23 protein-coding genes are annotated in these 23,403 nt (G+C 66.8%); 15 read left to right on the forward strand and 8 right to left on the reverse strand.

Annotation, left to right across the window (positions count from 1 at the left end; genetic code table 11):
- Window positions 1-180: 180 nt before the first annotated feature.
- A complete protein-coding gene (locus tag RXV88_RS14240; RefSeq protein ID WP_316293979.1) occupies window positions 181-1,782 on the forward strand; it encodes a transcriptional regulator in 1,602 nt (533 codons plus the stop codon).
- Between the two features lie 100 nt (window positions 1,783-1,882).
- Here RXV88_RS14240 and RXV88_RS14245 read toward each other — a convergent pair whose 3' ends face one another.
- The 4 genes from RXV88_RS14245 to RXV88_RS14260 are packed head-to-tail and all read right to left on the reverse strand — an operon-like array spanning window position 1,883 to window position 4,338.
- Window positions 1,883-2,362, reverse strand: coding sequence for a DUF6505 family protein (locus RXV88_RS14245; protein WP_316293981.1), 480 nt, complete (start codon window positions 2,360-2,362; stop codon window positions 1,883-1,885).
- The gene (locus tag RXV88_RS14250) at window positions 2,359-3,066 is read right to left on the reverse strand and encodes a biotin/lipoate--protein ligase family protein (protein ID WP_316293984.1); all 708 of its coding nucleotides are present in this window, start codon (window positions 3,064-3,066) and stop codon (window positions 2,359-2,361) included. Before RXV88_RS14250 ends, RXV88_RS14245 begins: the two co-directional genes overlap by 4 nt.
- Window positions 3,063-4,145 carry an Mrp/NBP35 family ATP-binding protein gene (locus RXV88_RS14255; RefSeq protein ID WP_316293986.1) on the reverse strand — a complete coding sequence of 361 codons (1,083 nt, stop codon included), beginning with the start codon at window positions 4,143-4,145 and terminating at the stop codon, window positions 3,063-3,065. Before RXV88_RS14255 ends, RXV88_RS14250 begins: the two co-directional genes overlap by 4 nt.
- A 1-nt stretch (window position 4,146) precedes the next feature.
- Window positions 4,147-4,338 (reverse strand): DUF6494 family protein, encoded by a 192-nt coding sequence (locus tag RXV88_RS14260; protein WP_316293988.1) that lies wholly within the window; start codon window positions 4,336-4,338, stop codon window positions 4,147-4,149.
- A gap of 85 nt (window positions 4,339-4,423) precedes the next feature.
- Between RXV88_RS14260 and RXV88_RS14265 the strand changes: the two genes are divergently transcribed.
- The gene (locus RXV88_RS14265) at window positions 4,424-5,158 is read left to right on the forward strand and encodes a hypothetical protein (RefSeq protein WP_316293990.1); all 735 of its coding nucleotides are present in this window, start codon (window positions 4,424-4,426) and stop codon (window positions 5,156-5,158) included.
- A gap of 88 nt (window positions 5,159-5,246) precedes the next feature.
- On the opposite strand, the gene RXV88_RS14270 is transcribed toward RXV88_RS14265, so the two are convergent.
- Complete coding sequence (locus tag RXV88_RS14270; protein WP_316293992.1) at window positions 5,247-7,214, reverse strand: 4Fe-4S binding protein; 1,968 nt, start codon at window positions 7,212-7,214, stop codon at window positions 5,247-5,249.
- 162 nt (window positions 7,215-7,376) lie between these two features.
- On the opposite strand from RXV88_RS14270, the gene RXV88_RS14275 reads away from it, so the two are divergent.
- The 9 genes from RXV88_RS14275 (at window position 7,377) to RXV88_RS14315 (ending at window position 15,807) form a co-directional block, all read left to right on the forward strand.
- The gene (locus RXV88_RS14275; RefSeq protein WP_316293994.1) at window positions 7,377-7,952 is read left to right on the forward strand and encodes a DUF3305 domain-containing protein; all 576 of its coding nucleotides are present in this window, start codon (window positions 7,377-7,379) and stop codon (window positions 7,950-7,952) included.
- The gene (locus RXV88_RS14280; RefSeq protein WP_316293996.1) at window positions 7,949-8,551 is read left to right on the forward strand and encodes a DUF3306 domain-containing protein; all 603 of its coding nucleotides are present in this window, start codon (window positions 7,949-7,951) and stop codon (window positions 8,549-8,551) included. The genes RXV88_RS14275 and RXV88_RS14280 overlap by 4 nt, the downstream gene beginning before the upstream one ends.
- Entirely contained in the window at window positions 8,548-9,159 is a 612-nt protein-coding gene (locus tag RXV88_RS14285; protein ID WP_316293999.1) for a molecular chaperone TorD family protein, read from the forward strand. The genes RXV88_RS14280 and RXV88_RS14285 overlap by 4 nt, the downstream gene beginning before the upstream one ends.
- An 85-nt stretch (window positions 9,160-9,244) precedes the next feature.
- Window positions 9,245-9,433: a twin-arginine translocation pathway signal protein gene (locus tag RXV88_RS14290; RefSeq protein ID WP_316294001.1), complete on the forward strand. Its 189-nt coding sequence runs from the start codon at window positions 9,245-9,247 to the stop codon at window positions 9,431-9,433.
- A 74-nt stretch (window positions 9,434-9,507) separates the two neighbouring features.
- Window positions 9,508-12,390, forward strand: coding sequence for a formate dehydrogenase subunit alpha (locus tag RXV88_RS14295; RefSeq protein ID WP_316294003.1), 2,883 nt, complete (start codon window positions 9,508-9,510; stop codon window positions 12,388-12,390).
- Between the two features lie 14 nt (window positions 12,391-12,404).
- Window positions 12,405-12,998: a formate dehydrogenase FDH3 subunit beta gene (fdh3B, locus tag RXV88_RS14300; RefSeq protein WP_316294005.1), complete on the forward strand. Its 594-nt coding sequence runs from the start codon at window positions 12,405-12,407 to the stop codon at window positions 12,996-12,998.
- A 160-nt stretch (window positions 12,999-13,158) separates the two neighbouring features.
- Window positions 13,159-14,382, forward strand: coding sequence for a formate dehydrogenase subunit gamma (locus tag RXV88_RS14305; protein ID WP_316294007.1), 1,224 nt, complete (start codon window positions 13,159-13,161; stop codon window positions 14,380-14,382).
- 3 nt (window positions 14,383-14,385) lie between these two features.
- Complete coding sequence (locus RXV88_RS14310) at window positions 14,386-15,672, forward strand: c-type cytochrome (RefSeq protein WP_316294009.1); 1,287 nt, start codon at window positions 14,386-14,388, stop codon at window positions 15,670-15,672.
- 6 nt (window positions 15,673-15,678) lie between these two features.
- The gene (locus tag RXV88_RS14315) at window positions 15,679-15,807 is read left to right on the forward strand and encodes a hypothetical protein (protein WP_316294011.1); all 129 of its coding nucleotides are present in this window, start codon (window positions 15,679-15,681) and stop codon (window positions 15,805-15,807) included.
- A gap of 233 nt (window positions 15,808-16,040) precedes the next feature.
- On the opposite strand, the gene RXV88_RS14320 is transcribed toward RXV88_RS14315, so the two are convergent.
- On the reverse strand, window positions 16,041-16,487 hold the full coding sequence (locus RXV88_RS14320) for an RbsD/FucU family protein (protein WP_316294013.1): 447 nt from the start codon (window positions 16,485-16,487) through the stop codon (window positions 16,041-16,043).
- Window positions 16,488-16,629: 142 nt separating this feature from the next.
- Here RXV88_RS14320 and RXV88_RS14325 point away from each other — a divergent pair, with 142 nt between their 5' ends.
- The 3 genes from RXV88_RS14325 to RXV88_RS14335 all read left to right on the forward strand — a co-directional run bounded on the left by RXV88_RS14325 (window position 16,630) and on the right by RXV88_RS14335 (window position 20,412).
- Window positions 16,630-17,658 carry an aldo/keto reductase gene (locus RXV88_RS14325; RefSeq protein ID WP_316294016.1) on the forward strand — a complete coding sequence of 343 codons (1,029 nt, stop codon included), beginning with the start codon at window positions 16,630-16,632 and terminating at the stop codon, window positions 17,656-17,658.
- Entirely contained in the window at window positions 17,655-18,500 is an 846-nt protein-coding gene (locus RXV88_RS14330) for an amidohydrolase family protein (protein WP_316294018.1), read from the forward strand. Before RXV88_RS14325 ends, RXV88_RS14330 begins: the two co-directional genes overlap by 4 nt.
- A gap of 118 nt (window positions 18,501-18,618) precedes the next feature.
- On the forward strand, window positions 18,619-20,412 hold the full coding sequence (locus RXV88_RS14335) for an NAD(P)/FAD-dependent oxidoreductase (RefSeq protein WP_316294020.1): 1,794 nt from the start codon (window positions 18,619-18,621) through the stop codon (window positions 20,410-20,412).
- A gap of 35 nt (window positions 20,413-20,447) precedes the next feature.
- Here RXV88_RS14335 and RXV88_RS14340 read toward each other — a convergent pair whose 3' ends face one another.
- A complete protein-coding gene (locus RXV88_RS14340; protein WP_316294022.1) occupies window positions 20,448-21,203 on the reverse strand; it encodes a hypothetical protein in 756 nt (251 codons plus the stop codon).
- Between the two features lie 163 nt (window positions 21,204-21,366).
- Between RXV88_RS14340 and RXV88_RS14345 the strand changes: the two genes are divergently transcribed.
- Entirely contained in the window at window positions 21,367-22,512 is a 1,146-nt protein-coding gene (locus tag RXV88_RS14345; protein ID WP_316294023.1) for a site-2 protease family protein, read from the forward strand.
- A gap of 22 nt (window positions 22,513-22,534) precedes the next feature.
- Here the strand turns inward: RXV88_RS14345 and RXV88_RS14350 are convergent, their stop codons facing one another.
- Entirely contained in the window at window positions 22,535-23,308 is a 774-nt protein-coding gene (locus tag RXV88_RS14350; RefSeq protein WP_316294024.1) for a response regulator transcription factor, read from the reverse strand.
- Between the last annotated feature and the right edge of the window lie 95 nt (window positions 23,309-23,403).

Here is a 23,403-nt window from a genome sequence, read left to right on the forward strand (position 1 = left end):
CCCCCGTGCCAAACAATTATTTGAACCATTTCATGATGCTGCGCCGCCGGTCAAAGCCTATCGCGCTCTGCGCGAAGAATTAACGCATCTTTCACGCCCATTGCCGGAACATGGCCCCGATGCTATGCCTTCGTTGACATCAATCGGTTGGCAACCCGGTTAGGTTTAGGGGACTTTGGCATGAAGAAGGACGAGGGACACCTGCGCATCACACTCGTCGGCCCGCTTCAGGTCACGGCGGCGGACGGTGCGAACCTGACGCCGGTCGGCGCCAAGAACCAGGGTTTGCTGGCGCTTCTGGTGCTCAGCCCGGGCATGTCGCGCCCGCGCCGCTGGCTGGAGGACAAGCTATGGAGCACCTTCGCCCCCGAACAGGCCAGCGCCAATCTGCGTCAGGCGCTCAGCAAGCTGCGGACCATGCTGGGGGCGCATTCCGGCTGCATCCTCGCCGATCGCACGACAATCTCGCTCGTCCCCGCGCAACTGGATGTCGACGTGCTCAGCGCGGATCTGAAGATCGAGGGCAGCCGCGACCTGCTGGAAGGGCTGGACGTGCGCGACCCCGAATTCGAGGACTGGCTGCGGGAAGAGCGCGCGCGGCTGCAGACCCGGCTCGACGCGGCCCGCCCCTCGCAGCCCAAAGGGCTTCTGATGCGCTGCCGGACCCAGGTTCACACCGGCGGGATGGCGAGCCTGATCGGCGACGTGCTCACCGACCGGATCGGCGAGAACATCGCCGAGCAGGTGCGCGCCTGGCGGCAGGCGGGCCTGCCGCTGGACGCCGGCGATAACGACCGCGGCGATCTCGAGATATGCTGCGATCTGGTGGAGAACGAAGGGTCGAGCTTCGTCTACATCAAGATCGTGCACCTGCCCTCGGCCCGGGTTCTGCATTCGATGCAGGAAAGTCTCGACAGCCCGGCCGAGGTGCTGACCCCCAGCGTGCGGGTGGCCTCGATCGTTTTCGAGGCGGCCGACCGGGCGCTCAGCAAGCTGCCGCTGGCGGTCGAGACGACGCGCCCCGAGGCGCGCGCGACCGCGCTGTCGCGTCTGGCGATGTACCGGATGTTCAGCTTTGAGCCGGAGGCGCTGCGCGAGGCCGACAGCTTGCTCAGCCAGGCCCATGACATCGACGGCAACGGCATTTACACGGCCTGGCGCTGCCTGATCCGCAACATCCAGATGATCGAGCTGCTGGAAAAGGACATCGACGCGGTGTCCGACGAATTGCACGAGATGAACCACAAGGCGCTGGAACAGGGCGCCGACAACGCGCTGGTGCAGGCGCTGATCGGCCAGGTGCGGGTGATGGCGCTGGGCGATGCGGCCGGAGCGATGGACCTGGCAAAGCAATCGGTCGAGCGAAATCCCTCGGGCGGGTTCGGCTGGCTGTCTCTGGCGGTCGCGACGAATCTCGCGGGCGAGCACGACAAGGCGCTGGAGCATTCCGATCGCGCGCGGCAGATCGCGCGGCACTCGCCGTTCCGCCACTGGTGGGATCTGTATCACTGCATCGTGGCCGTGGCCTGCAACCGCCCCGGCATCGCCATCGAGGCCGGAGAAGCCGCCGCCCGCGCCGCGCCGGCGTTTCGCCCGGCGCATCGCCACCTTCTGGCGCTCTACGCGCTCGACCGGCAATACGACAAGGCGAAGGCCACCGCGGACAAGCTGGCCAAGATCGAACCGGGGTTCTCCATCGACCGCATCCTGCACGACGACAGCTACCCGGTGCGGACCTTGCGCAACAAGGGGCTTCTGGAACCGATTCGCGGCCTGCTGTGACAGCAGCGGGAGCGGTGCGCATGAATGCGCACCCTACGGGGCCGCGCGCAACAGTGTAGGGTGCGCATTCATGCGCACCGTGCCTGCCAGAGCTCGGGCCTCACTCGTCCAGCGACCCGTGCACGGCGAATTGCATGATGTCGGCCTCCTGCGGCGCGATCACGCGGAACGTTTCGCGCACCCCGGCCTCGGTCAATTCACGTGCGACGGTCAGCAGCGTGTTCGGCGCGTGGTCGTCGCACATCTGCACCATCTGCGCGATTTCTTCCGCCGCCACCGGCGACGCGGCCTCGACCGAGGGCGCGCCGTAGACCTCGACGAAATGCCGCGCCAGCCGGTCCACCAGCATGTCGCGTTCCGCCTCTTCGATCTTGGTCACCGCGACAAAGCTGACCCGGCCGAAGGTTTCCACCCCCAGCCAGCCGTTCGCGAAGGCCTGTCGCGCCTTGCCGGTCAGGTCGGCCTCGGTCCAGTTGGAAAACTCGAACCCGCCCGACACGCACCATTCACCGGTGCGCGCCGGCGAATGAAAGACGTTCATGTCGGATTCGTCGAAATGGATCGCGCGGGCAAGGTTCATGGCCGTCCCTCCTCCAGAAGCTGCGTCAGCGGGAGAAGCCGCGTACCCCCTGCCGTCTTGAACAACAGGCCCAGACGTTCGTCGAGGCCCAGAAACGTGCCGCTTTCGCCACCGTGCCGCATGGGGTCGCCCAGACCGTGCACGAGGCCGGAATAGTCCCGGTGCAAAGCGGCAATGCCCTCGTCTTCCCAGCGGTGGATGCCGGTCAGCAGGTGCCGCGACCAGCTTTCCAGCACCTGTTCGGGCGTCAGATCCCCGCAGCCCTCGGCATAAAGCGCCGTGCGGTCCGGGGTGTCGCCGCCATCGCCCTCCGGTACGAAGTCCAGCGACAGCCCCACGACCAGCCAATCCGGCTGCGCCGCCGGATCGGCGGTGCTGGCGGCGGCGCGCAGCCTGCCCGCACTGGCCCCGTTGACGACGATCTCGCCGAACCAGCCCAGCTGGACCGCCAGTTCCGACGGCCCCAGCGCGCCCAGCGCGTTCTGCAGCGACACGCCGCAGAGCGGCAGCATGGTCATGGCCTCGGCCAGCGGCACCTCGGGGGCTAGGACGATGGCCGCCTCCAGCGCCGCCGGGCCCGGATCGTAAAGGATCAGCCCCGCGTCGCAGCCCTCCCGCGCGGCGCGCAGCGCCGCCTCGAACGGCGGTTGCGCCCCGGCCAGCCTGCCCTGCATCAGCGGCGGGAACGTGGGGGCGAGGCTCATGCCTTGCCCATCTCCACCAGCCGGCGCGCCAAGTCTCGGAACGCCGTCGCCTGCGGACTGTCGGGTTTCGACACCACGATCGGCGCGCCGCCGTCGGCGGCCATGCGGATATCGAGGTGCAGCGGAATCTCCGACAAGAGCGGCACGCCCAGCTTTTCCGCCTCGGCGGCGACGCCGCCATGGCCGAAGATATGCTCCTCATGTCCGCAGTTCGAGCAGATGTGGGTGGACATGTTCTCGATCAGCCCGAGGATCGGGACCTTCATCTGCTGGAACATGTCGATGCCCTTGCGCGCATCCAAGAGCGCCACGTCCTGCGGTGTGCTGACCACGATGGCGCCGTCGACCTGCGCCTTCTGCGCCAGCGTCATCTGCACGTCGCCGGTGCCCGGGGGCAGATCGACCAGCAGCACGTCGAGCGCGCCCCATTGCACCTGCATCATCATCTGCTGCAGCGCGCCCATCAGCATAGGCCCGCGCCAGACCACCGCCTGGCCCTCGTTGGTCATCAGCCCGATGGACATCATCGTCACGCCGAAATTGCGCATCGGCAGGATGGTCTTGCCGTCGGGGCTGGCCGGGCGTCCGCTGACCCCCAGCATCCGCGGCTGGCTCGGCCCGTAGACGTCGGCATCCAGCAGACCCACGCGCCGCCCCTCGGCCGCGAGCGCACAGGCCAGGTTCGCCGAGACGGTGGATTTGCCCACCCCGCCCTTGCCGCTGGCAATGGCGATGATGCTCTGCACACCGGGGATCTTTTCCGGCCCGCCCTGCAGCGGGCTGACCGGCTTGCCGTGGCCCGCGTTGCCCTTGAGGTCGGGCGGGGCCTTGGCCTGATGGGCGGTCAGCGCGGCGGTGACCTGCGCCACCCCGTCGACGCCTTTCGCCGCCGCTTCGGCGGCGTCGCGCACCGGCGCGTAATCCTTGGCGCGCTCGGGTGCGACCTCGAGCACAAAACGCACCGACGCGCCGTCCACGTTCAGCGCCCGGACCAGACCGGCCTCGACGATATCCTTGCCCGACACCGGATCCGTCACGGTGTTCAGAGCGGCCAGAACGGACTCGCGCGTTACTGCCACGTCAGTCCTGTCCCTTGATCTTGCCGGTCACCACATGTTCAAGGTCGAGCCCGTCGATGGTCAGCACCACCTTGGCCTCGAACTCCTTGCCCGCGGTACCCGCGCCGCGCATCGCCTCTTCGATGGCCTGCTGGCTGGTGACGCCCACCTGTTTCAGAAACTTGCGCATCGACATGTTGAAATCGTCGCTCATCGGACCGCTCCCCTCCTGTCCAGAATTTGCAGCATTGACCGGTGTAAGCCAGCCCCCGTAGGCTTGCAAGACGAGGAGGTGCGCCATGCGGTACGGTTTGCTGGCCCTGGGGCTTTTGTTCGCGCCGTCGTGGGCCATGGCCGACGACAAGGCGTTCCGGCTGGCCGCGCCTGCGGCCCTGTCGGAAAGCGGTCTGCTGAAATTCATCCTGCCGCGTTTCGCGCTCAAGACCGCGACGCGGGTCACGCTGGTCGAAGACGGGGCCGAGGCCGAGGCGGTCTTCGGCGCGGACGGCGTACTGGCCTTCGAGGGGCTGGGGCAGGTCTGGAAACTGGCGGTGGGCGCAGACCCGGATGCACAGCGCTTTGCCGACTGGCTGCGCTCGGACGTGGGGCGCGGCACGGTGGACAGCTTTGCGGTGGACGGCGCGCAGGTGTTCTCCGCGTCGGTCAAGGAGGTCGTGGCCGTCGCCGAGGTCAGCTATGACGGCGATGCCGCGCGCGGCGAAAAGACCAGCCTGTCGATGTGCGGGCGCTGCCATGTGGTGAACGACACCAACCGGATGAACGCGATCGGCTCGACGCCCTCTTTCGCGGTGCTCAAGGCGCTGCCGGACTGGGAGGACCGGTTCCAGAGCTTCTACGCGCTCAACCCGCATCCCGCCTTCACCCAGGTGGCCGAGGTCACGCCTCCCTTCGACCGCACCCGACCGTCGCCGATTGCGCCAGTCGAGATGACGCTGGACGATCTGGAAAACATCATGGCCTTCGTCGCCGACGTGCCCCCCGCAGACCTGGGTCAGCCGGTGCAATCCCGCTAAACGCCGTCCCGGGCCTGACCCGGCACCTCGCCGCGCGCCGCCTGGAGGCCCCGGATCAGGTCCGGGGCGCGGACGACGCGGACGGCGATCAGTGGTCCCGGCGAGGGCCGGGAGACTTGCGTTCGGCCAAATAGTCGTCCGTCGTGCGCGGCCTGGGCCGTTCGCCCCCCGCGAAGGGGTTGTTTTCGGAATGATACTGCGCCTGGATGCGGCAATTGTCGCACATCTGCACCATCCGCAGCGCATCGGGATTGGCGAACATCGAATGCCCGGCCAGCTTTTCGCTGATCTTCTCGATGGTCGACTTGACCCCGAAGAGCGCGCCGCATTCGACGCAGGCGAAGGGCTCTTCCTCGTTCAGCACTTGCTGGGACAGCGCGCTGTCGGCGAGGTTCAGCCGCGGCTCCAGCGCGATGGCCTGCTCGGGGCAGATGTTGGCGCAAAGCCCGCATTGCAGGCAGGCGTCCTCTTGGAACAGCAGCTGCGGCTTGTCGGGGTTGTCGCCCAGCGCCCCCGAGGGGCAGAGCGACACGCACGACAGGCAAAGCGTGCAGGCGTCGGTGTCGACCAGCACCGCGCCATAAGGCGCGCCCGCCGGAAGGTCGATCACCCCGCCCTGCGGCTGCAGCGCCTTGGCGGCGACGCGGGTGACCTGCCGCCTTGTGCCGATGGGCAGCACCGGGTCGGCGGCACTGGCAGCGTCCACGTCGTAAAGCGCCTCCGGCAAAGCCTCGGGATCGGCGAGGTCGAGCAGCCGGACCGCGTCGCGACCGGCAATCGCATTGGCCAGCGCCGTTTCGTGCGCGGGGGTGTCACGTTCGGTGCGCGGCGAGAGCAGCACATCGACGGCGGCAAAGCCGCAGGACAGCGCCGCCAGCATCTCGGCATGGCCGAAGCCCGCCAGCGTGTCCGTCTCGAACGGGATCACATCGGCGGGCAACCCGCGCCCGAAGCGCGCGGCGAGCCGGATCATCTCGGCCCCGTGACCGCTGTCATGCACTAGCAGGCGGGGTGTTGCACCGCCCGCCTTGCGGTACGCGCCCGCCAGCGTGTCGAGGCGGCGAAAGATCGTCGCTACGGGCGGCGCGTCGTAGCTGATCGCCCCCGAGGGGCAGAGCGCCGAACAGGCGCCGCAGCCCGCGCAGATCATCGGGTCGATGGCGACGTGATCGCCCGCGCTGGTGATCGCGCCTGTGGGGCAGATGTCGAGACACTTGGAACATGCCGGCTGTTCGGCGCGCGAATGGGCGCAGAGCGAGGGCTCAAGCCGCACATACAAGGGCTTTTCAAACGTCCCGACCAACTGCGCGGCCTTGGCCGCCTCTGCCGCCACCGCGGCGGGCTGGCGCGGGTCGGCGCGCAGATAGCCCTCGCGCTTTTCGGGCGCGGGGAAAAGCGGCCGGTCGCCGGTCAGGTCGAGCAGGATGTCGCAGGCGGATTTCGCGCCGTCGCGCGGCGCGGAGAAACCGAAACCGCCGCGCCCGCCGGGGATCAGCTGGGCAAAGCCGTCGATCCGCACGTCGAACCGGCCAAGCGCACCCTGCGCGCGGTTGAGACGCCCGCGCACCACGTCGAAGCGGCGGTCGGCCGGCGGCTCGGCGGTGTCGGTCTGCAGCACCGTCACCGCCAGCGTCTCGCAGAGATCGGCGGCCACGGCGAACACCACCTCGCCCGGCCCGACGATCAGGCAGGTGCCTTCGCTGACCACATCCACCGCGCGCGGCGCGGGCACGTTCAGCATTCCCTCGGTCACCAGCGCGGCCATCTTGGGGCCGGCCTTTGCGCCCTCGTCGCTCCAGCCCGCGCGGTCGCGGATGTCGACAAAGCCCGGCGCGTCGACGCCCAGCTCTTCGGCAAGCATCTCGAAAAACGCGCTTTCCTGCTGGCAGGCGACGATCACGTCGCCCGCCGCTATGGCCTTGGCCGCCGCTTCGGCATCCTGCTGGCAAAGCGCCCGGTAGACCCGGCTGACCTGCTGGCCGCTCCCTGCCCCGATCGCCTCTGCATCCACCGTCTGACTGCCCAGGCAGTCGCACACCATCACCGTCTTGGCCATGATCTTCCCCCCGATCTCCCCCTCGGTTCCGCACTTGGGTCTTGCCATCCAGGCCTGACCTGCGCTTAACCTTGGTGCCGTGTGGAGAGGGATAGCGCCCGGGTCCGGGAGGGACAAGGGCAACCGCGCGGCGAAAGCATACGCCGTGCAAGGGGGGACGACGTGACGCTTGAGACGCAGAAATCGGTCACGCTGCCCGTGGGCGTCGTGATCCGGCGCCTGCCGGGGGTGACGCGCTGGGCCAAATGGGTCTGGAAACCGGTCGCCGTGCTGCCGGGCGCGCCGCCCGCGCGCTGGAAACTGCTGCGCGAGGATGGCGAGGCGGCGGAATTTCACGCCGACACCGTGCCGCTGACGCTCTATCGTGGCGAAGCCGAGGCCTACAGGACCGCCCTTTCTGAGGCGGTGCCCTGCGTATATGTGGTGCTGCGGCCCGAAGAGGATCCCGCGTCGGACTGGCCCTACCACGTGCATCTGGTGACCGCCTCGGTGCACGAAGGGCAGATGTTCAGCGAAAGCGGCGACGAGATCGTCGAAAAGGTGCCGATGCCCGACGGGCTGCTCGCCTGGGTCGCGGCATGGGTCGAGGCGCATTACGTCGAAGAGCCCTTCGTCAAACGCAAGCGCCGCAAGCATCGCGACGCGCGTCAGGAGGACGGGATCGGCGATCCTCGAATCTCGCAGCCCACCGATGTCTACCGCGCGCCGTCGCGCACCCGAAAGGCCGGCGGGTCATGAGCCGGGGCGATTTCTGGTCCCGCCGCCGCGCCGCCGTCGAGGCCGAGCAAGCCGCCGAGGCCGAGGCGCGCGCCCGCGCCACCGAGGAGGCCGAGGCCGCCAAGGTCGCCGAAAAAACCGACGAAGAGATCCTGGCCGAATACGACCTTCCGGACCCGGACGCGCTGAAACTGGGCGACGACATTTCGGGCTTCATGAACAAGGCCGTCCCCGAACGCCTGCGCCGCCGCGCGCTGCGTCGGCTCTGGCGGCTGAACCCGGTGCTGGCGAATCTCGACGGGCTGAACGATTACGACGACGACTTCACCGCCGCCGCGACCGACGCGCCGGGGGTCAAGACCGCCTACCGCGTGGGCAAGGGTCTGTTGAAGCATATCGAGGCGCTGGAGGCGGAAAACACCCCGGCGGCCGACACGGCGGAGCCGCAGACGGCCAAAGCCGAACCCACCGAAAAGAGTCAGGAAAATGACCGGTCTGCTACGGAACCTACGACCAAGGTCGTAATGGCCGAAGCGGCGCTTGAGACCGAAACTGACGACGACTACTCAGTTGTTGCCGTACCCCGTCGTATGCAATTCAGGTTCGAGGACGATTCATGAGCAGCGCCGCTGCCGAAACCACCGATATCGCCCCCGAAGATCGTCTTCGTGCCGATCTTTACAACTATCTTGGGTTGATGCTGTCCGGGCCTCCGGACGAATTGCTGCTGTCGCAGACAGCCGGGCTGACCGGCGACGACACCGACCTGGGCCGCGCCATCGCGCGGCTGGCGGAATGCGCCGCCACGACCAAGCCCAAGGACGCGACCCGCGAATTCAACGCGCTCTTCATCGGCATGGGGCGCGGCGAGCTGCTGCCCTACGCCAGCTATTACCTGACCGGGTTTCTGAACGAAAAGCCGCTGGCGGTGCTGCGCAACGATCTGGCCGCGCGCCGGATCGCCCGCGCGCCCAATGTCTACGAACCCGAAGACAACATAGCCACCCTGATGGAGGTGATGGCGGGGCTGATCGTCGGGCGCTTCTCGGCGCCGGCGACACTGGCCGACCAGAAGACCTTCTTCAACCGCCACCTCGCCCCCTGGGCCGGGCATTTCTTTGCCGACCTCGAGGGCGCGAAGACGGGCATGATGTATTGCGCGCTCGGCAGCGTCGGGCGCGCTTTCATGGAGATCGAGCGCGAGGCGTTCCGACTTCAGCCGGAGTGATCCGGCGCTGAACCGGCGGCTTGCTCCGCCATCCACCGTGGCCCGGTCCGGGCCGCATGACCAAGAAGAAAGGAAGGAACCTTTCATGACCGCGAAAACCGAGGGCGCCAGCCGCCGCGATTTTCTGAAACTGGCCGGCACCGCCGCGCCTGCCGCGGTGGCCGCTGTCGCCGCGTCCGGCACCGAGGCCGACGCCGCCCCTGCGCCCGTCGACGACGGCAAGATGCAGGATACCGCGCACACCCGCGCCTACCTCGCTTCGGCCCGCTTCTGAGGGCCCAAGCCATTTGACCGGCGCGCCCGGTCGCAACGGATCACGCGCCCGCGGGGGTGCAAAGGGAGGGAAACATGCTCAGGAAAAAGACCAACGGGGTCGCCCGACGCCCCCAGCGGAACGGCATCCTGTCTGAAATCGCAGGTCAATCGGTCGACCGCCGCGCCTTTTTGCGCGGATCGGGCCTGGCCGTCGGCGGGCTTGCCGCGATCGCGGCCACAGCAGGATCGGTCCAGCAGGCCAGCGCGCAACAGGCGGTGTCCGGCGCGGTCGAGACCGTCAAATCCGTCTGCACTCATTGTTCGGTCGGCTGCACCGTCGTCGCCGAAGTCAGCAACGGCGTCTGGATCGGGCAGGAGCCCGGCTGGGACAGCCCGTTCAACCTCGGCGCTCATTGCGCCAAGGGGGCCGCGGTGCGCGAGCACGCGCATGGCGAACGCCGCCTCAAGTACCCGATGAAGAAAGAGAACGGCGAGTGGGTCAAGATCTCGTGGGAGCAGGCGATCAACGAGATCGGCGACCAGATGATGGCGATCCGCGACGAAAGCGGCCCCGACAGCGTCTACTGGCTGGGCTCGGCCAAGCATAACAACGAACAGGCCTATCTCTTCCGCAAATTCGCCGCCTACTGGGGCACCAACAACGTCGATCACCAGGCGCGGATCTGTCACTCGACCACCGTGGCGGGCGTGGCGAACACATGGGGCTACGGCGCCATGACCAACAGCTACAACGACATCCACAACAGCCGGGCGATCTTCCTCATTGGCGGCAACCCCGCCGAGGCGCACCCGGTGTCGCTGCTGCACATGCTGCGCGCCAAGGAACAGAACAACGCGCCGCTGATCGTCTGCGACCCGCGGTTCACCCGCACCGCGGCCCATGCGGACGAATACGTCCGCTTCCGTCCGGGCTCGGACGTGGCGCTGGTCTGGGGCATCCTGTGGCACATCTTCGAGAACGGCTGGGAGGACAAGGAGTTCATCCGCACCCGCGTCTGGGGCATGGACCAGATCAAGGAAGAAGTGGCCCGCTGGACCCCCGAAGAAGTCGAGCGCGTCACCGGCACGCCCGGTTCGCAGCTTGAGCGCGTCGCGCGCACGCTGGCCAACAACCGTCCCGGCACCGTGATCTGGTGCATGGGCGGCACCCAGCACACCAACGGCAACAACAACACCCGCGCCTATTGCATCTTGCAGCTGGCGCTGGGCAACATGGGCACCGCCGGCGGCGGCACCAACATCTTCCGCGGCCACGACAACGTGCAGGGCGCCACCGACCTCGGCGTTCTGGCTGACACGCTGCCGGGCTATTACGGCCTGGCCGAAGGCTCGTGGAAACACTGGGCCCGGGTCTGGGAAGAGGATTGGGACTGGCTGCAGGCCCGCTTCTCGGATGCCGAGTTCGGCGGCAAGAAGATGATGAACCAGACCGGCATCCCGGTCAGCCGCTGGATCGACGGCGTGCTCGAGGACAAAGAAAACCTCGATCAGCCCGACAACACCCGCGCGATGGTTCTGTGGGGCCACGCGCCCAACTCGCAGACCCGTCTGCCGGAAATGAAGACGGCGATGGAAAAGCTCGACCTGATGGTCGTGGTGGACCCCTACCCGACCGTGTCGGCGATCATGCAGGACCGCACCGACGGTGTTTATCTGCTGCCCGCCGCGACGCAGTTCGAGACCTACGGGTCGGTCACCGCGTCGAACCGGTCGATCCAGTGGCGCGAAAAGGTGGTGGACCCGCTCTTCGAATCGAAGACGGACCACGAGATCCTCAAGCTCTTCTCGGACAAGTTCGGCTTTACCGACCGGATCTTCCGCAACATCGCGATCAACGGCGACGAGCCGCTGATCGAGGACATCACCCGCGAGTTCAACCGCGGCATGTGGACCATCGGCTATACCGGCCAGTCGCCGGAACGCCTGCGACTGCACATGGAGAACCAGCACACCTTCGACCGCACCACGCTGCGCGCGAACGGTGGCCCGGCGGACGGCGATTTCTACGGCATGCCCTGGCCCTGCTGGGGCACGCCCGAGATGAAGCACCCGGGAACGGCCAACCTCTATGACATGTCGCTGCCGGTCTCGAAGGGCGGTCTGACGTTCCGCGCGCGCTTTGGCGTCGAACGGGACGGCGACAACCTGCTGGCCGAGGGCGTGGCATCGCAGAATTCGGAAATCCAGGACGGATATCCGGAATTCACCATGCAGATGCTGATGGACCTGGGCTGGGACGGCGACCTGACCGACGACGAGCGCGCCGCCATCGACGCCGTGGCGGGCCCGGGCACCAACTGGAAGACCGACCTTTCGGGCGGCATCCAGCGGGTGGCGATCAAGCACGAATGCGCGCCCTTCGGCAACGCCAAGGCCCGCGCAGTCGTGTGGACCTTCCCCGACCCGGTGCCGCTGCACCGCGAACCGCTCTACACCAGCCGGTACGATCTGGTGGCGGATTACCCGACCTACGAGGACAAGAAGTTCTGGCGCGTGCCGACGATGTACAGCTCGATCCAGAAGACCGACTTCTCGGGCGACTTCCCGATCATCCTCACCTCGGGCCGTCTGGTCGAATACGAGGGCGGCGGGGACGAAACCCGGTCGAACCCGTGGCTGGCGGAACTGCAGCAGGACATGTTCATCGAGATCAACCCGCGCGACGCCAACAACCTCGGCGTCAGGGACGGCAGCCAGGTCTGGGTCGAAGGCCCCGAAGGCGGCAAGGTCAAGGTGATGGCGATGCTGACCGAGCGTGTGGCGCCCGGCGTGGCCTTCATGCCCTTCCACTTCGGCGGGCACTGGCAGGGCGAAGACCGCAGGTCCCACTACCCCGAAGGGGCCGATCCGTATGTTCTGGGTGAATCCACCAACACCGCCCAGACCTACGGCTACGACTCTGTCACCCAGATGCAGGAGACCAAGGCGACTCTCTGCAAGATCATGCCAGCGTAAGGAGGAGATGACCTATGGCACGAGCTAAATTTCTCGTCGACGCCGAACGCTGCATTGAATGCAACGCCTGCGTCACGGCTTGTAAGAACGAACACGAGGTTCCCTGGGGGATCAACCGCCGCAAGGTGGTGACGATCAACGACGGCAAGCCCGGCGAACGGTCGATCTCGGTCGCGTGCATGCATTGTTCGGATGCGCCCTGCATGGCGGTCTGCCCGGTGGATTGCTTCTACCAGAACGAGGAAGGGGTGGTGCTCCACTCCAAGGACCTCTGCATCGGCTGCGGCTATTGCTTCTACGCGTGCCCCTTCGGCGCGCCGCAGTATCCGCAGGCGGGCAACTTCGGCAGCCGCGGCAAGATGGACAAGTGCACCTTCTGCGCCGGTGGCCCGGAAGAGACCCACTCGACCGCCGAATTCGCCAAGTACGGCCGCAACCGGATCGCCGAGGGCAAGCTGCCCATCTGCGCCGAGATGTGCGCCACCAAGGCGCTGCTGGCGGGCGATGGCGACATCGTCGCCTCGATCTACCGCGAACGCGTCGTGGCGCGCGGCTTTGGGTCGGGCGCCTGGGGCTGGGGCACGGCCTACGATCAGAAAGGCGGCTGATCGGAATTGAACTGGGGGCCAGCGCTGGGATCAGTGCTGGCCCCTTTTCATGTCGAAGGTTCCAGTTTGGGCGCTATCTATTGCCCAATCTCGAACTTTCGCGACGGCCTTGGGGAGAGGGCCGCCCGCGCTTCAATTCGACAGAGCGAGGATCACACAAATGACGTTGCTGCGGCATCTTCTGATCGTACTGGTCTTGGGCCTTGCGGCCCTGGCCCCAACCGGCCCCTCCGCCCAAGAGGCAGACGCCCTGCCCGAGATCGACCGCTCGGCCACCGGCGGGGCCACCACGCTCGAGGATATCCTGCGCCGTCAGGAGGGCCTGAAAACCGGCGACGACGCGGCGCGCCTCGAACGCGCGTTGGAGACAACCGGCGGCGCGCCGGAAAGCGAACAGCTGGGCACCCTGGGCGGCGCGTCGGATTCCCTGGGATGGCTGCAATTGCGCTATGACGCCGCCGATGTCAGCACCCAGGTGCGCGGCCCGGCCGCCACCGTGCTGATCCAGGACAGCGGCATGTGGTGGCTGGAGTTCCGCGAAGGGCCGTTGCTGACCTATGGCGGCTATCTGCTGCTGGGCACGATCGGGCTTTTGGTCCTGTTCTTCCTGATCCGCGGACGCATCCGCATCGACGGGCCCAAGACCGGCCGCACGATCCAGCGCTTTGCCGCGTTCGAACGGTTCAGCCACTGGCTGCTGGCGGGGTCGTTCATCCTGCTGGGCCTGACCGGCCTCATCTCGCTGATGGGGCGCAAGTTCCTGATCCCCGCGCTGGGTCACGAGGCGTTCTCGGACATCGCCATCGTCTCGAAATGGGTGCACAACAACGTCAGTTGGGCCTTCATGGTGGCGCTGGTCTTCATCTTCTTCCTGTGGGTGATGCACAACCTTCCCGACCGCACCGACATCAACTGGCTGCTCAAGGGCGGCGGCATCTTTTCCAAGGGCCATCCCCCCGCCAAAAAGTTCAACGCCGGGCAAAAGCTGATCTTCTGGTCGGTGATCGTGCTGGGCGCGTCGATCAGCGTCTCGGGCCTGGCGCTGCTCTTTCCGTTCGAACTGCCGATGTTCGCGGCCACCTTCGCCAAGCTCAACGCCTTCGGCATCACCGAGATGGTGGGGCTGGCCCCCCTGCCCGAAACCCTCGCCCCGCATCAAGAGATGCAGTATTCCCAGCTTTGGCACGCCATCGTCAGCTTTGTGCTGATGGCGATCATTCTGGCGCATATCTACATCGGCTCGGTCGGGATGGAGGGCGCCTTCGACGCCATGGGCAAGGGCGATGTCGAAGAGCAATGGGCGCGCGAGCACCATTCGCTCTGGGTCGATGAGGTGAAGGCCCGCGAAGGCGCCGCCCCGAAAGGGGCCACCCCGGCGGAATAGCCGATGCGCGCGCTGGTGTTCGCGCTGGCGGCCCTGGCCGCCCCGGCCTGGGCCAATGGATACTTTACGCTCGACGGCCACGGCGGCCCGGTGATGGGCATCGCCGTGTCGCCCTCGGGCCGGATCGCCACGGCGAGCTTCGACAACGCCGTCGGGCTCTGGTCCGATGGCAGCCCCGCCTGGCTGGACGGTCACGAGGCGGCGGTGAACACCGTCACTTTCGCGGGTGACGGCGTGCTGTGGTCGGGCGGCGACGATTTCGCTTTGATGCGGTGGGATCCGGCGACAGGCACCTCAGAGCGGTTCGAAGGCCACAAGGGCAAGGTCATGGGCATCGCCGTCTCTCCCGACGACGCGCTGATCGCCACGGCGTCATGGGACGGGACCGTTGGGCTTTGGCCCACAGGCGCGGGCGAGGCGCGGTTTCTGCGCGGGCATGGCGGGCCGGTCAACGATGTGGCCTTCACCGATGACGGCGCGTTCCTTTATTCGGCCTCGGCGGACGGGACGATCCGGATGTGGGACGTGGCCCTGGGTCAGGAACACCAGCGCGTGGTCGAACACGGCTTCGGCGTGAACGAGATCGTTCTGAACGAGGCCGCGGGCTGGCTGGCCTATGGCGCGGTGGACGGCGGCACGCGGGCGCTCGATCTGGCCACGGGCGCACAGCTGGCCGATCTGACGTTGGACCGCCGCCCGATCCTGGCAATGGAGGCCAGCCGCGACGGCGCGCTTTTGGCGGTGGGCGATGGCGAGGGTTATATCATGGTCGTCGCGACGGACGGCTGGCGCATCGTCAACGACTTCCGCGCCACCACGCGCGGGCCGATCTGGGCGCTGGCCTTTTCGCCCGATGGCGCCAACATCCACGCGGGCGGGCTGGATGACCGGATGCACAGCTGGCCCATCGCGACGCTCGACGAACAGGGCCAGATCGACATGGCCGACCGCAGTTTCCTGTCGGACCCCGAAACGATGCCCAACGGCGAACGGCAGTTCAAACGCAAATGCTCGATCTGCCACACGCTGACCCCCGGCAGCGCCCGCCGCGCGGGGCCGTCGCTTTACGGGCTCTTCGGGCGGCCCGCCGGGGCCGTCAGCGACTACAGCTATTCCGAGGCCCTGACCGGGCTCGATCTGGTCTGGACCGACCAGACCATCGACGCCCTGTTCGACATCGGGCCCGAGCATTATATACCGGGGACGAAAATGCCCATGCAACGCATCACCAGGCAACAGGACAGGGACGACCTGATCGCCTACCTGCGCGCCGAAACCGCCAAGGAGTAACACGCCATGAAAGCCATGCTTCTGGGATTCGCGGCCATCGCGATCATCGCCATCGGGGCGTATTACACGCTCGACCGGATGGGCTTCAGCGCGGCGGACCAGACCGCCGGATCCGCGGTGCGGCTGGGCGACTGACGGGGCCTCGTTCAGCGCTCCAAAGTCGCGGAATCAAGGCCGCAGGCCGCCGCGACCAGCGCCAGCCCGTCCCGTCGGGCTGGCGCTTTGGCGACGTTGGCCCGCCGCTCATTTGGAGCAATGACCGGGCAGGAATAAAGCGCTGAGACCACAGGCTGCAGCGCCACCCCACGGGCAGGCGCTGGTGGCGACTTGAATCGCGGTCGAAATCCCGCAAAGGCTAAGCCCCCCGCTCACCCCTCGTCCGGCGGGATGACCCCCTTGCGCAGGGCAAAGCAGCCGTAGAACCGCCGCTCGCCGGTCTGGATCACCGCATAGGCCTGGCGGGCGCGTTCGTAAAAGTCGTACCGCTCGATCCCCAGCATCAGCGGACCGCCGGCGTCGTCGATTTCGGCCTGAACCTCGCGCATCACCGGCAGCACGGTGGTGGGCTCGCCCACCACCTCCATCCGCGCCGCCGCGTCCTCGACGAAATCGTCGATCGGATAGACCGACAGCACCGCCCGCACCGCCTCTGGCGCGGTGCGGTCGATGCGCAGCACTTGCCCCAGCGTGGTGTGCCGCGCCACGCTGTCGGCGGGGAAGTTGGTGTCGGCGATGATCAGGTCGTCGCCATGTCCCATGGCGCGCAGGGCAAAAAGCACATCGGCGTTGAGAAGAGGGTCGATCCCCTTGAGCATGTCAGCCTCCTTTGACGACGCCCGCATGACCGTAGTCAAAGCGGTTTGCCCTGTCCACGGCGCGGCCCCGGGCTGACACGCATCATTTGTGCGCCGGGCGAACTGCGCTAGGCTCGCCCCACACGAGAAAGGAGCGATCGGCATGGCACTGAAGACGCGGCATTGGGACAGGCTGTCGAACGGCGGTCTGAGCTTTACCGAACTGGGGTTCGGATCGGCCCCGCTGGGCAACCTCTACCGCGCCATTTCGGACGAGGCGGCGCGGGCGACGCTGGACGCGGCCTGGACGGGCGGCGTGCGCTATTTCGACACCGCGCCGCTTTACGGGCTGGGCCTGTCCGAAACCCGCCTGAACCCCTTCCTGCGCGGCAAGCCGCGCAACGATTATGTGCTGTCGACCAAGGTCGGCCGGCTGATCCAGCCTTGTGCGCCCGAGCACCGTTCGGGCCAGGGCAAATGGTTCGAGGTACCGCAACGGCGCGAACACTTCGACTATACCTACGACGGCGTGATGCGGTCGTTCGAACATTCGTTCTCGCGGCTGGGCGTGGACCGGATCGACATTCTGTATGTGCACGACCTCTGCGCCTTCACCCACGGTTCGAGAGAGGCGTCGGACATGCGCGTCGAAGAGTTCTTCGGCGGGCGCGGCTATGACGCGATGATCAGCCTGCGCGATCAGGGGCTGGTCACCGCCATCGGCGCGGGGGTCAACGAATGGCAGGTCTGCCAGACGCTGGCCGAGCGCGGCGATATGGACCTTTTCCTGCTGGCCGGGCGCTATACTCTGCTGGAACAGGACGCGCTCGACAGCTTCCTGCCGCTTTGCGAAAGGCGCGGGATCGGCATCGTCACCGGCGGGCCCTACAATTCCGGCATCCTGGCCACGGGCGCGAAACCGGGGGCGTATTACAACTACGACCTCGCCCCGCCCGAGATCCTCGACCGCGTCGCCCGGATCGAGGCGGTCTGCAAGGCGCACGGCGTGCGCATGATCGACGCGGCCTTCCGCTTTCCGCTGCTGCACCCCGCCCATGTCAGCGTCATTCCCGGCGGTCAGGGCGTGGACGAGATGGCCGGTAACCTGGCCGCGGCCGAGGCGGTGATCCCGGCCGATCTCTGGGCCGAGCTCAAGGCGCAGGGGCTGATGCGGGCAGACGCGCCGACGTGAAGATCGACGCGCACCAGCATTACTGGCACCCCGCACGCGGCGATTACCACTGGATGCCCCAGGACGACCCGGTCCTCTGCCGCCCCTACGGCCCCGCCGATCTGGCCCCGATGCTGGCCCGGCACGGCATCGGCGGCACAATCGCCGTACAGGCCGCCGCCACGGTTGCAGAGACCGAGTACCTGCTGGGGCTCGCCGATGCGACGGACAGCATCCGGGGCGTCGTCGGCTGGATCGACTTCGAGGACCCCGGGGCGCTCGCGCATCTGAGCCGTCTGGCCGCGCATCCTGAATTCCTTGGGGTCCGCCCGATGATCCAGGACATCCCGGATGTGGACTGGATGCTGCGCGACGACGTGCAATGGGCCTACCCTGCGCTGATCGAGCTGGACCTGAGTTTCGACGCGCTCGGCTTTCCGCAGCATCTGCAGAATTTTCTGACGCTGGCCCGCCGCTATCCCGATCTGCGCATCGTGCTCGATCATTGCATGAAACCGCAGATAAGCGACCAGCGGGCCGGCAAGGACGCGTTCGGCGCATGGGCCGACGGCATGTCACGGCTGGCGGATGAGACCTCGGCCTGCGTCAAGCTTTCCGGGCTGGTGACCGAGGCGGGCGACGGCTGGGGGACCCAGGATCTGCGGCCCTTTGCCGACCATGTCCTCAGGGCCTTCGGGCCCGGACGGGTAATGTGGGGCTCGGACTGGCCGGTGTGCCAGTTGCAGGCGGGATACGACCTCTGGCACGACACGGCGCAGGCGCTGGTCGCGCATCTGCCCGCCCCGGACCGTGCCGAGATCTTCGGCGGCACCGCCGCGCGGTTCTATCGCTTGACACCCTGAGCCCGCCGAAGGCTACGACTAAAACCCTATGTCCGAATGCGCGGCCCGCGGTTAGCCTCAACCTATTGAGCAGCCAAACCAAAAGACACAACCAACAGATACCTCGGGAGGAGAAGAAATGGACGTCGCATCGCCCATGGGCCGCGTGCAGACATGGCTCGCCAAATTCGAAGACGCATTGACCAAGCCGGACACCGAAGCGCTGAAGGGGCTCTTCGCCAAGGATTGCTATTGGCGCGACCTGGTGGCCTTTACCTGGAACATCAAGACGATGGAGGGCCGCGACGCCATCGCCGACATGGTGAATGCCTGCCAGCCGCATGAACACGGCCGCAATTTCCAGATCGAGGGCGACGCCAACGAGGCCGACGGCATCACCGACGCCTGGATCACCTTCGAGACCGACAAGGTCCGCGGCAAGGGCCATATCCGCCTGAACGACGAAGGCTGCTGGACGCTGCTGACCAGCGCGCAGGAGCTGAAAGGCTTTGAAGAGGCCAAGGGCCCGCGCCGCGAGAGGGGCGTGAAACACGGCGCCGATCCGGACCGCGAAACCTGGTCCGAGGCGCGCGCGCGCGAAGCGGCCGAACTGGGCTACAAGACCCAGCCCTATGTGGTGATCATCGGCGGCGGTCAGGGCGGGATTGCCCTGGGCGCGCGGCTGCGGCGGCTCAACGTGCCGACCATCGTCATCGAAAAGAACGACCGCCCCGGCGACAGCTGGCGCAAGCGGTACAAATCGCTCTGCCTGCACGATCCGGTCTGGTACGACCACCTGCCCTACCTCCCCTTCCCCGATCACTGGCCGGTCTTCGCCCCCAAGGACAAGCTGGGCGACTGGCTGGAGATGTACACCAAGGTGATGGAGCTGAACTATTGGACCCGCTCCACCTGCCAGTCCGCCAGCTACGACGAGGCGACCGGCGAATGGACCGTCAAGGTGGACCGCGACGGCGAAGAGGTGACCCTGAAGCCCAAGCAGCTGGTGCTGGCGACCGGCATGTCGGCCTTTCCGAACATGCCCGACCTGCCCGGCATGGACAGCTTCAAGGGCGAGATCCAGCACAGCTCGCAGCATCCCGGCCCGGATGCCTACAAGGGCAAGAAGGTTCTGGTCGTGGGCTCGAACAACTCGGCGCACGACATCTGCGCGGCGCTTTGGGAGAACGGCGCGGATGTGACGATGATCCAACGCTCCTCGACCCATATCTCGCGGTCGGACACGCTGATGGATGTGGCGCTGGGTGCGCTCTACTCCGAAGAGGCGGTGGCCAACGGGATCGACGTGAACACCGCCGATCTGATCTTTGCCTCGATCCCCTACAAGGTGCTGCCCGCGATCCAGAAACCCGGCTGCGACGAGATGAAACGCCGCGACAAGGAGTTTTACGACCGGCTGGAGAAGGCGGGCTTCCAGCTCGATTTCGGGGCGGACGACACCGGGCTTTTCATGAAATACCTGCGGCGCGGGTCGGGCTATTACATCGACGTGGGTGCGTCGGAACTGGTGGCGGACGGCAAGATCAAGCTGGCCCGTGGGCAGGTGGTCGAGGTCACGCCGACGGGTGTCAAGCTCGACAGCGGCGCAGAGCTGGAGGGCGATCTGATCGTCTTTGCCACCGGCTATTCGTCGATGAACGGCTGGGCGGCCAAGCTGATCAGCCAGGAGGTCGCGGACAAGGTCGGCAAATGCTGGGGGCTGGGATCGGACACGCCCAAGGACCCGGGCCCGTGGGAGGGCGAGCTGCGCAACATGTGGAAGCCCACCCAGCAGGACGCGCTGTGGTTCCACGGCGGCAACCTGCACCAGTCGCGGCATTACTCGCAGTTCCTTGCCCTGCAGCTGAAAGCGCGGGCCGAGGGGCTGGAGACCCCGGTCTACGGCCTGCAAGAGGTCCATCACAAGGGCTGACGCCTTTGCGCGGGGGGCGACGGCGACGCCGCCCCTCAGTGCGGAAAGATGCTGGGCGGAAAGATGCGGGCCATCGCGGTTTCGAACTGCGCCCATGACATGGTCGCGCGGTTGCCGGCGTAGCCGTGGTAATGCGACAGGCCCGACGAATTCGGCAGCCCGGCCCAGATCCGCGCGAGGTTGTTCATAAAGTCCTGCCGCGCCACGCCCCCGGCCCGGAACGCCGACAGCCCGGCCTCTTCCAGCAACAGATCGGCCAGGCGATCCTGCACCAGCGGCGAGAACGCGACCCGCTCGTCCACGCCCAGCCGGTCGACCATCCGCCGCAGCGTCGCGGGGATGAACTGATACCGGCCGATGGCGTGCGGCTGGCCCGGCGTGTCGTCGATCCAGCGATAGATCTCTGCAATGCTCATCCTTGTGGGCCGTTTCGGCGGGCGGATCCGTGCGCCGTGCTGAACGGCGTCATAGCCCTGCGGCCCTGCCTCGGCCTCGGCGATCAGGTGGCGCAACAGCATTGCCGCCGCGCCGCCCTGCCCCGACAAGACCCCAGCCCCCACGCGTTTGCGCGGGATCGGCGCGGGGCTGCGGGCAAAGAAGCTGTCGCCCTGCAAGCCCGCGAAAAGGCTGGCCCGGCCGGACGCCTTTGCTGCGTCGCCCAAAGCGCCTAGATCGGGGATCAGCGCCGTGCGCGGGCGGGCGAACCCGTCTTCGCCCATCAGCGATTGCGCCTCTGCGGCCAGGCCCGCCAGCCCCAGACACAGCGACAGGGCAGCTTTTTTCAGGATCATTCGCCGCTCGTTCTGACAGCCCCGGACGGTGGGGTTGTGACCGAGATTGGTTCACATTTCGTTGCCGCGCCCGGGCCAAGGCCCGGGCCGCCGCAAAGATTGAGAAAGATCAATTTTTTGAACCGCAGCCGGGCGTAGGATAACAGCCAAACTGGAGGGGCGCATGTTCTCTAACGCCGTCAAGCTCTTCACGATCAACGGTTTCGACATCAAGATCGACCCAAGCTGGCTGCTGATCGCCGCGTTGATCACCTGGAGCCTCTCGCAGCACTACTTTCCCGAAAGCTTCCCCGACCAGACCATGCAGACCTACGTCGTGATGTCAGTCGTGGCGATGCTGGCGTTCTTCGGCTCGCTGCTGCTGCACGAACTGGCGCATTCGGTCGTGGCGCGCGGCTACGGCGTGCCGATCAAGGGCATCACGCTTTTCCTCTTCGGCGGCGTGGCCGAGCTAGAGGCCGAGCCGAAAACGGCGCGGGTCGAGTTTCTGGTCGCTCTGGCCGGCCCGGCGATGAGCCTCGCATTGGCGCTCGGCTTTTGGGTTTTGGCGCAGCTGACGCCGCTGCTGGCCCTGCCCACCGCCGTGCCCGAGGTGCTGGGCTATCTGGCGATGATCAATCTGGTGCTGGGGCTCTTCAACCTGGTGCCGGCCTTTCCGCTGGATGGCGGCCGGGTCTTGCGCGCCTATGTCTGGCAGCGCACCGGCGATATCCTGCACGCCACGGAGGTGGCCGCCAGATCCGGCACGCTTTTCGCCTATCTGCTGATGTGGCTGGGGATGATCGGGCTCTTTCAGGGGGCGCTCGTTGCCGGGCTCTGGCAGATCCTGATCGGGGGGTTCGTGCTGATGGCCGCGCGCGGCAGCTATCAGGCGCAGCTGGCGCGGTCGGTCTTTCACGGCAAGACCGTCCGCTCGCTGATGAGCGATCACCCGATCACCGTCGGGCCGGATGTCACGCTGACCGCGCTGGCCGACGAGGTCATGCTGGCGCATCGCATCAGTTTCGTTCCAGTGGTGCTGGACAACGTCCTTCTGGGCCATATCGACAGCGCGATCCTGGCGCGCATCGACCGCGAGAACTGGCCGGACACGCGTGTGGGCGATGTCTTTGTCGGGCTCGATCCGGCCTTCACCGTCTCGGGGGACCTGCCGGCGCAGGACCTGATGGAGCGTATCAGCCGCACCGGCCAGCGCAAATTCATGGTGACCGAAGACCACAACCTGCGTGGGGTCATCTCGTTGTCGGATCTGGTCGGGTTCCTGCACCTGACCGAGACGCTTTTGCACAGCCATCGAAAGGCTTCGTAACGCCGCCCAGACCCGGCCGCCGTCAGACCATCGAACTGCAATGGGCCGGGTCCATGACCTCGATCTCTGCGGTGAACTTGTAGCCGACCCCGCGGATCGTCTTGATCAGCCTCGGCTCGCCCGGATCGCGCTCGATCTTCTTGCGCAGGCGCGCCACCTGGTTGTCGATGGTGCGGTCCAGCGGGCTCCATTCCGTGCCGCCGGTCAGATCCATCAACTGATCGCGGGACAGCGCGCGCATGGGATGTTCCAGAAAGACCGTCAGCAGGCGGAAATCGCCGCTGGTCAGGCCGCAATCGGTCCCGTCCCGGTCGCGCAGCTCCATCCGGTCGAGATCGGCGGTCATCGCGTCGAAGCGCAGACACCGCTTGGCCGCTTTAGCCGTTTCCTCGGCCAAAACGACACGGGACGCGGCCGCCTGCCCCTCCTGAGCCGAGCGGCGCAGCACGCTGCGCACGCGGGCCACCACCTCGCGGACATGGAACGGCTTGGTGATGTAATCGTCCGCCCCGATCTCGAGCCCGACCACCCGGTCGATCACGTCATCCTGCCCGGTGACCATTATGACGGGCACGCTGGACACCGAGCGGATCTCGCGCGCGATCTCCAGCCCGTTGTCCGGCCCCAGCCGGATGTCGAGCGTGACGAGCGCGGGCGTACCCTTCTGCACCTCGGCCATCGCCTCCTTGCCGGTGGCGGCCTCGAGCGTCTTGAACCCCTCGGTTTCAAGGACATTGCGCAGCAATCCCCGGATTTTCGGGTCGTCGTCGACGATCAGAACCGTGGGACGCTTCATCGCAATAGTCTCTTTCACTGGGCAGAGTACGATTACAAAATGATACAAAATACCGGTATGGTACGATAAGGGGAATTACATCACATGTCCAAGCT

It is taken from the genome of Aestuariicoccus sp. MJ-SS9 (genome assembly GCF_032586235.1).
Classification (GTDB): Bacteria; Pseudomonadota; Alphaproteobacteria; order Rhodobacterales; family Rhodobacteraceae; genus Aestuariicoccus.

Bases quoted from the DNA above. Each gene is read 5' to 3' on its own strand.
- RXV88_RS14325 (WP_316294016.1), top strand. From the start codon at position 16,630: ATGGCACTGAAGACGCGGCATTGGGACAGGCTGTCGAACGGCGGTCTG.
- RXV88_RS14265 (WP_316293990.1), top strand. From the start codon at position 4,424: ATGCGGTACGGTTTGCTGGCCCTGGGGCTTTTGTTCGCGCCGTCGTGG.
- RXV88_RS14285 (WP_316293999.1), top strand. From the start codon at position 8,548: ATGAGCAGCGCCGCTGCCGAAACCACCGATATCGCCCCCGAAGATCGT.
- RXV88_RS14335 (WP_316294020.1), top strand. From the start codon at position 18,619: ATGGACGTCGCATCGCCCATGGGCCGCGTGCAGACATGGCTCGCCAAA.
- RXV88_RS14340 (WP_316294022.1), bottom strand. From the start codon at position 21,203: ATGATCCTGAAAAAAGCTGCCCTGTCGCTGTGTCTGGGGCTGGCGGGC.
- RXV88_RS14260 (WP_316293988.1), bottom strand. From the start codon at position 4,338: ATGAGCGACGATTTCAACATGTCGATGCGCAAGTTTCTGAAACAGGTG.
- RXV88_RS14295 (WP_316294003.1), top strand. From the start codon at position 9,508: ATGCTCAGGAAAAAGACCAACGGGGTCGCCCGACGCCCCCAGCGGAAC.
- RXV88_RS14250 (WP_316293984.1), bottom strand. From the start codon at position 3,066: ATGAGCCTCGCCCCCACGTTCCCGCCGCTGATGCAGGGCAGGCTGGCC.
- fdh3B (WP_316294005.1), top strand. From the start codon at position 12,405: ATGGCACGAGCTAAATTTCTCGTCGACGCCGAACGCTGCATTGAATGC.
- RXV88_RS14270 (WP_316293992.1), bottom strand. From the start codon at position 7,214: ATGGCCAAGACGGTGATGGTGTGCGACTGCCTGGGCAGTCAGACGGTG.
- RXV88_RS14290 (WP_316294001.1), top strand. From the start codon at position 9,245: ATGACCGCGAAAACCGAGGGCGCCAGCCGCCGCGATTTTCTGAAACTG.
- RXV88_RS14345 (WP_316294023.1), top strand. From the start codon at position 21,367: ATGTTCTCTAACGCCGTCAAGCTCTTCACGATCAACGGTTTCGACATC.
- RXV88_RS14315 (WP_316294011.1), top strand. From the start codon at position 15,679: ATGAAAGCCATGCTTCTGGGATTCGCGGCCATCGCGATCATCGCCATC.
- RXV88_RS14280 (WP_316293996.1), top strand. From the start codon at position 7,949: ATGAGCCGGGGCGATTTCTGGTCCCGCCGCCGCGCCGCCGTCGAGGCC.
- RXV88_RS14240 (WP_316293979.1), top strand. From the start codon at position 181: ATGAAGAAGGACGAGGGACACCTGCGCATCACACTCGTCGGCCCGCTT.
- RXV88_RS14320 (WP_316294013.1), bottom strand. From the start codon at position 16,487: ATGCTCAAGGGGATCGACCCTCTTCTCAACGCCGATGTGCTTTTTGCC.
- RXV88_RS14305 (WP_316294007.1), top strand. From the start codon at position 13,159: ATGACGTTGCTGCGGCATCTTCTGATCGTACTGGTCTTGGGCCTTGCG.
- RXV88_RS14310 (WP_316294009.1), top strand. From the start codon at position 14,386: ATGCGCGCGCTGGTGTTCGCGCTGGCGGCCCTGGCCGCCCCGGCCTGG.
- RXV88_RS14245 (WP_316293981.1), bottom strand. From the start codon at position 2,362: ATGAACCTTGCCCGCGCGATCCATTTCGACGAATCCGACATGAACGTC.
- RXV88_RS14350 (WP_316294024.1), bottom strand. From the start codon at position 23,308: ATGAAGCGTCCCACGGTTCTGATCGTCGACGACGACCCGAAAATCCGG.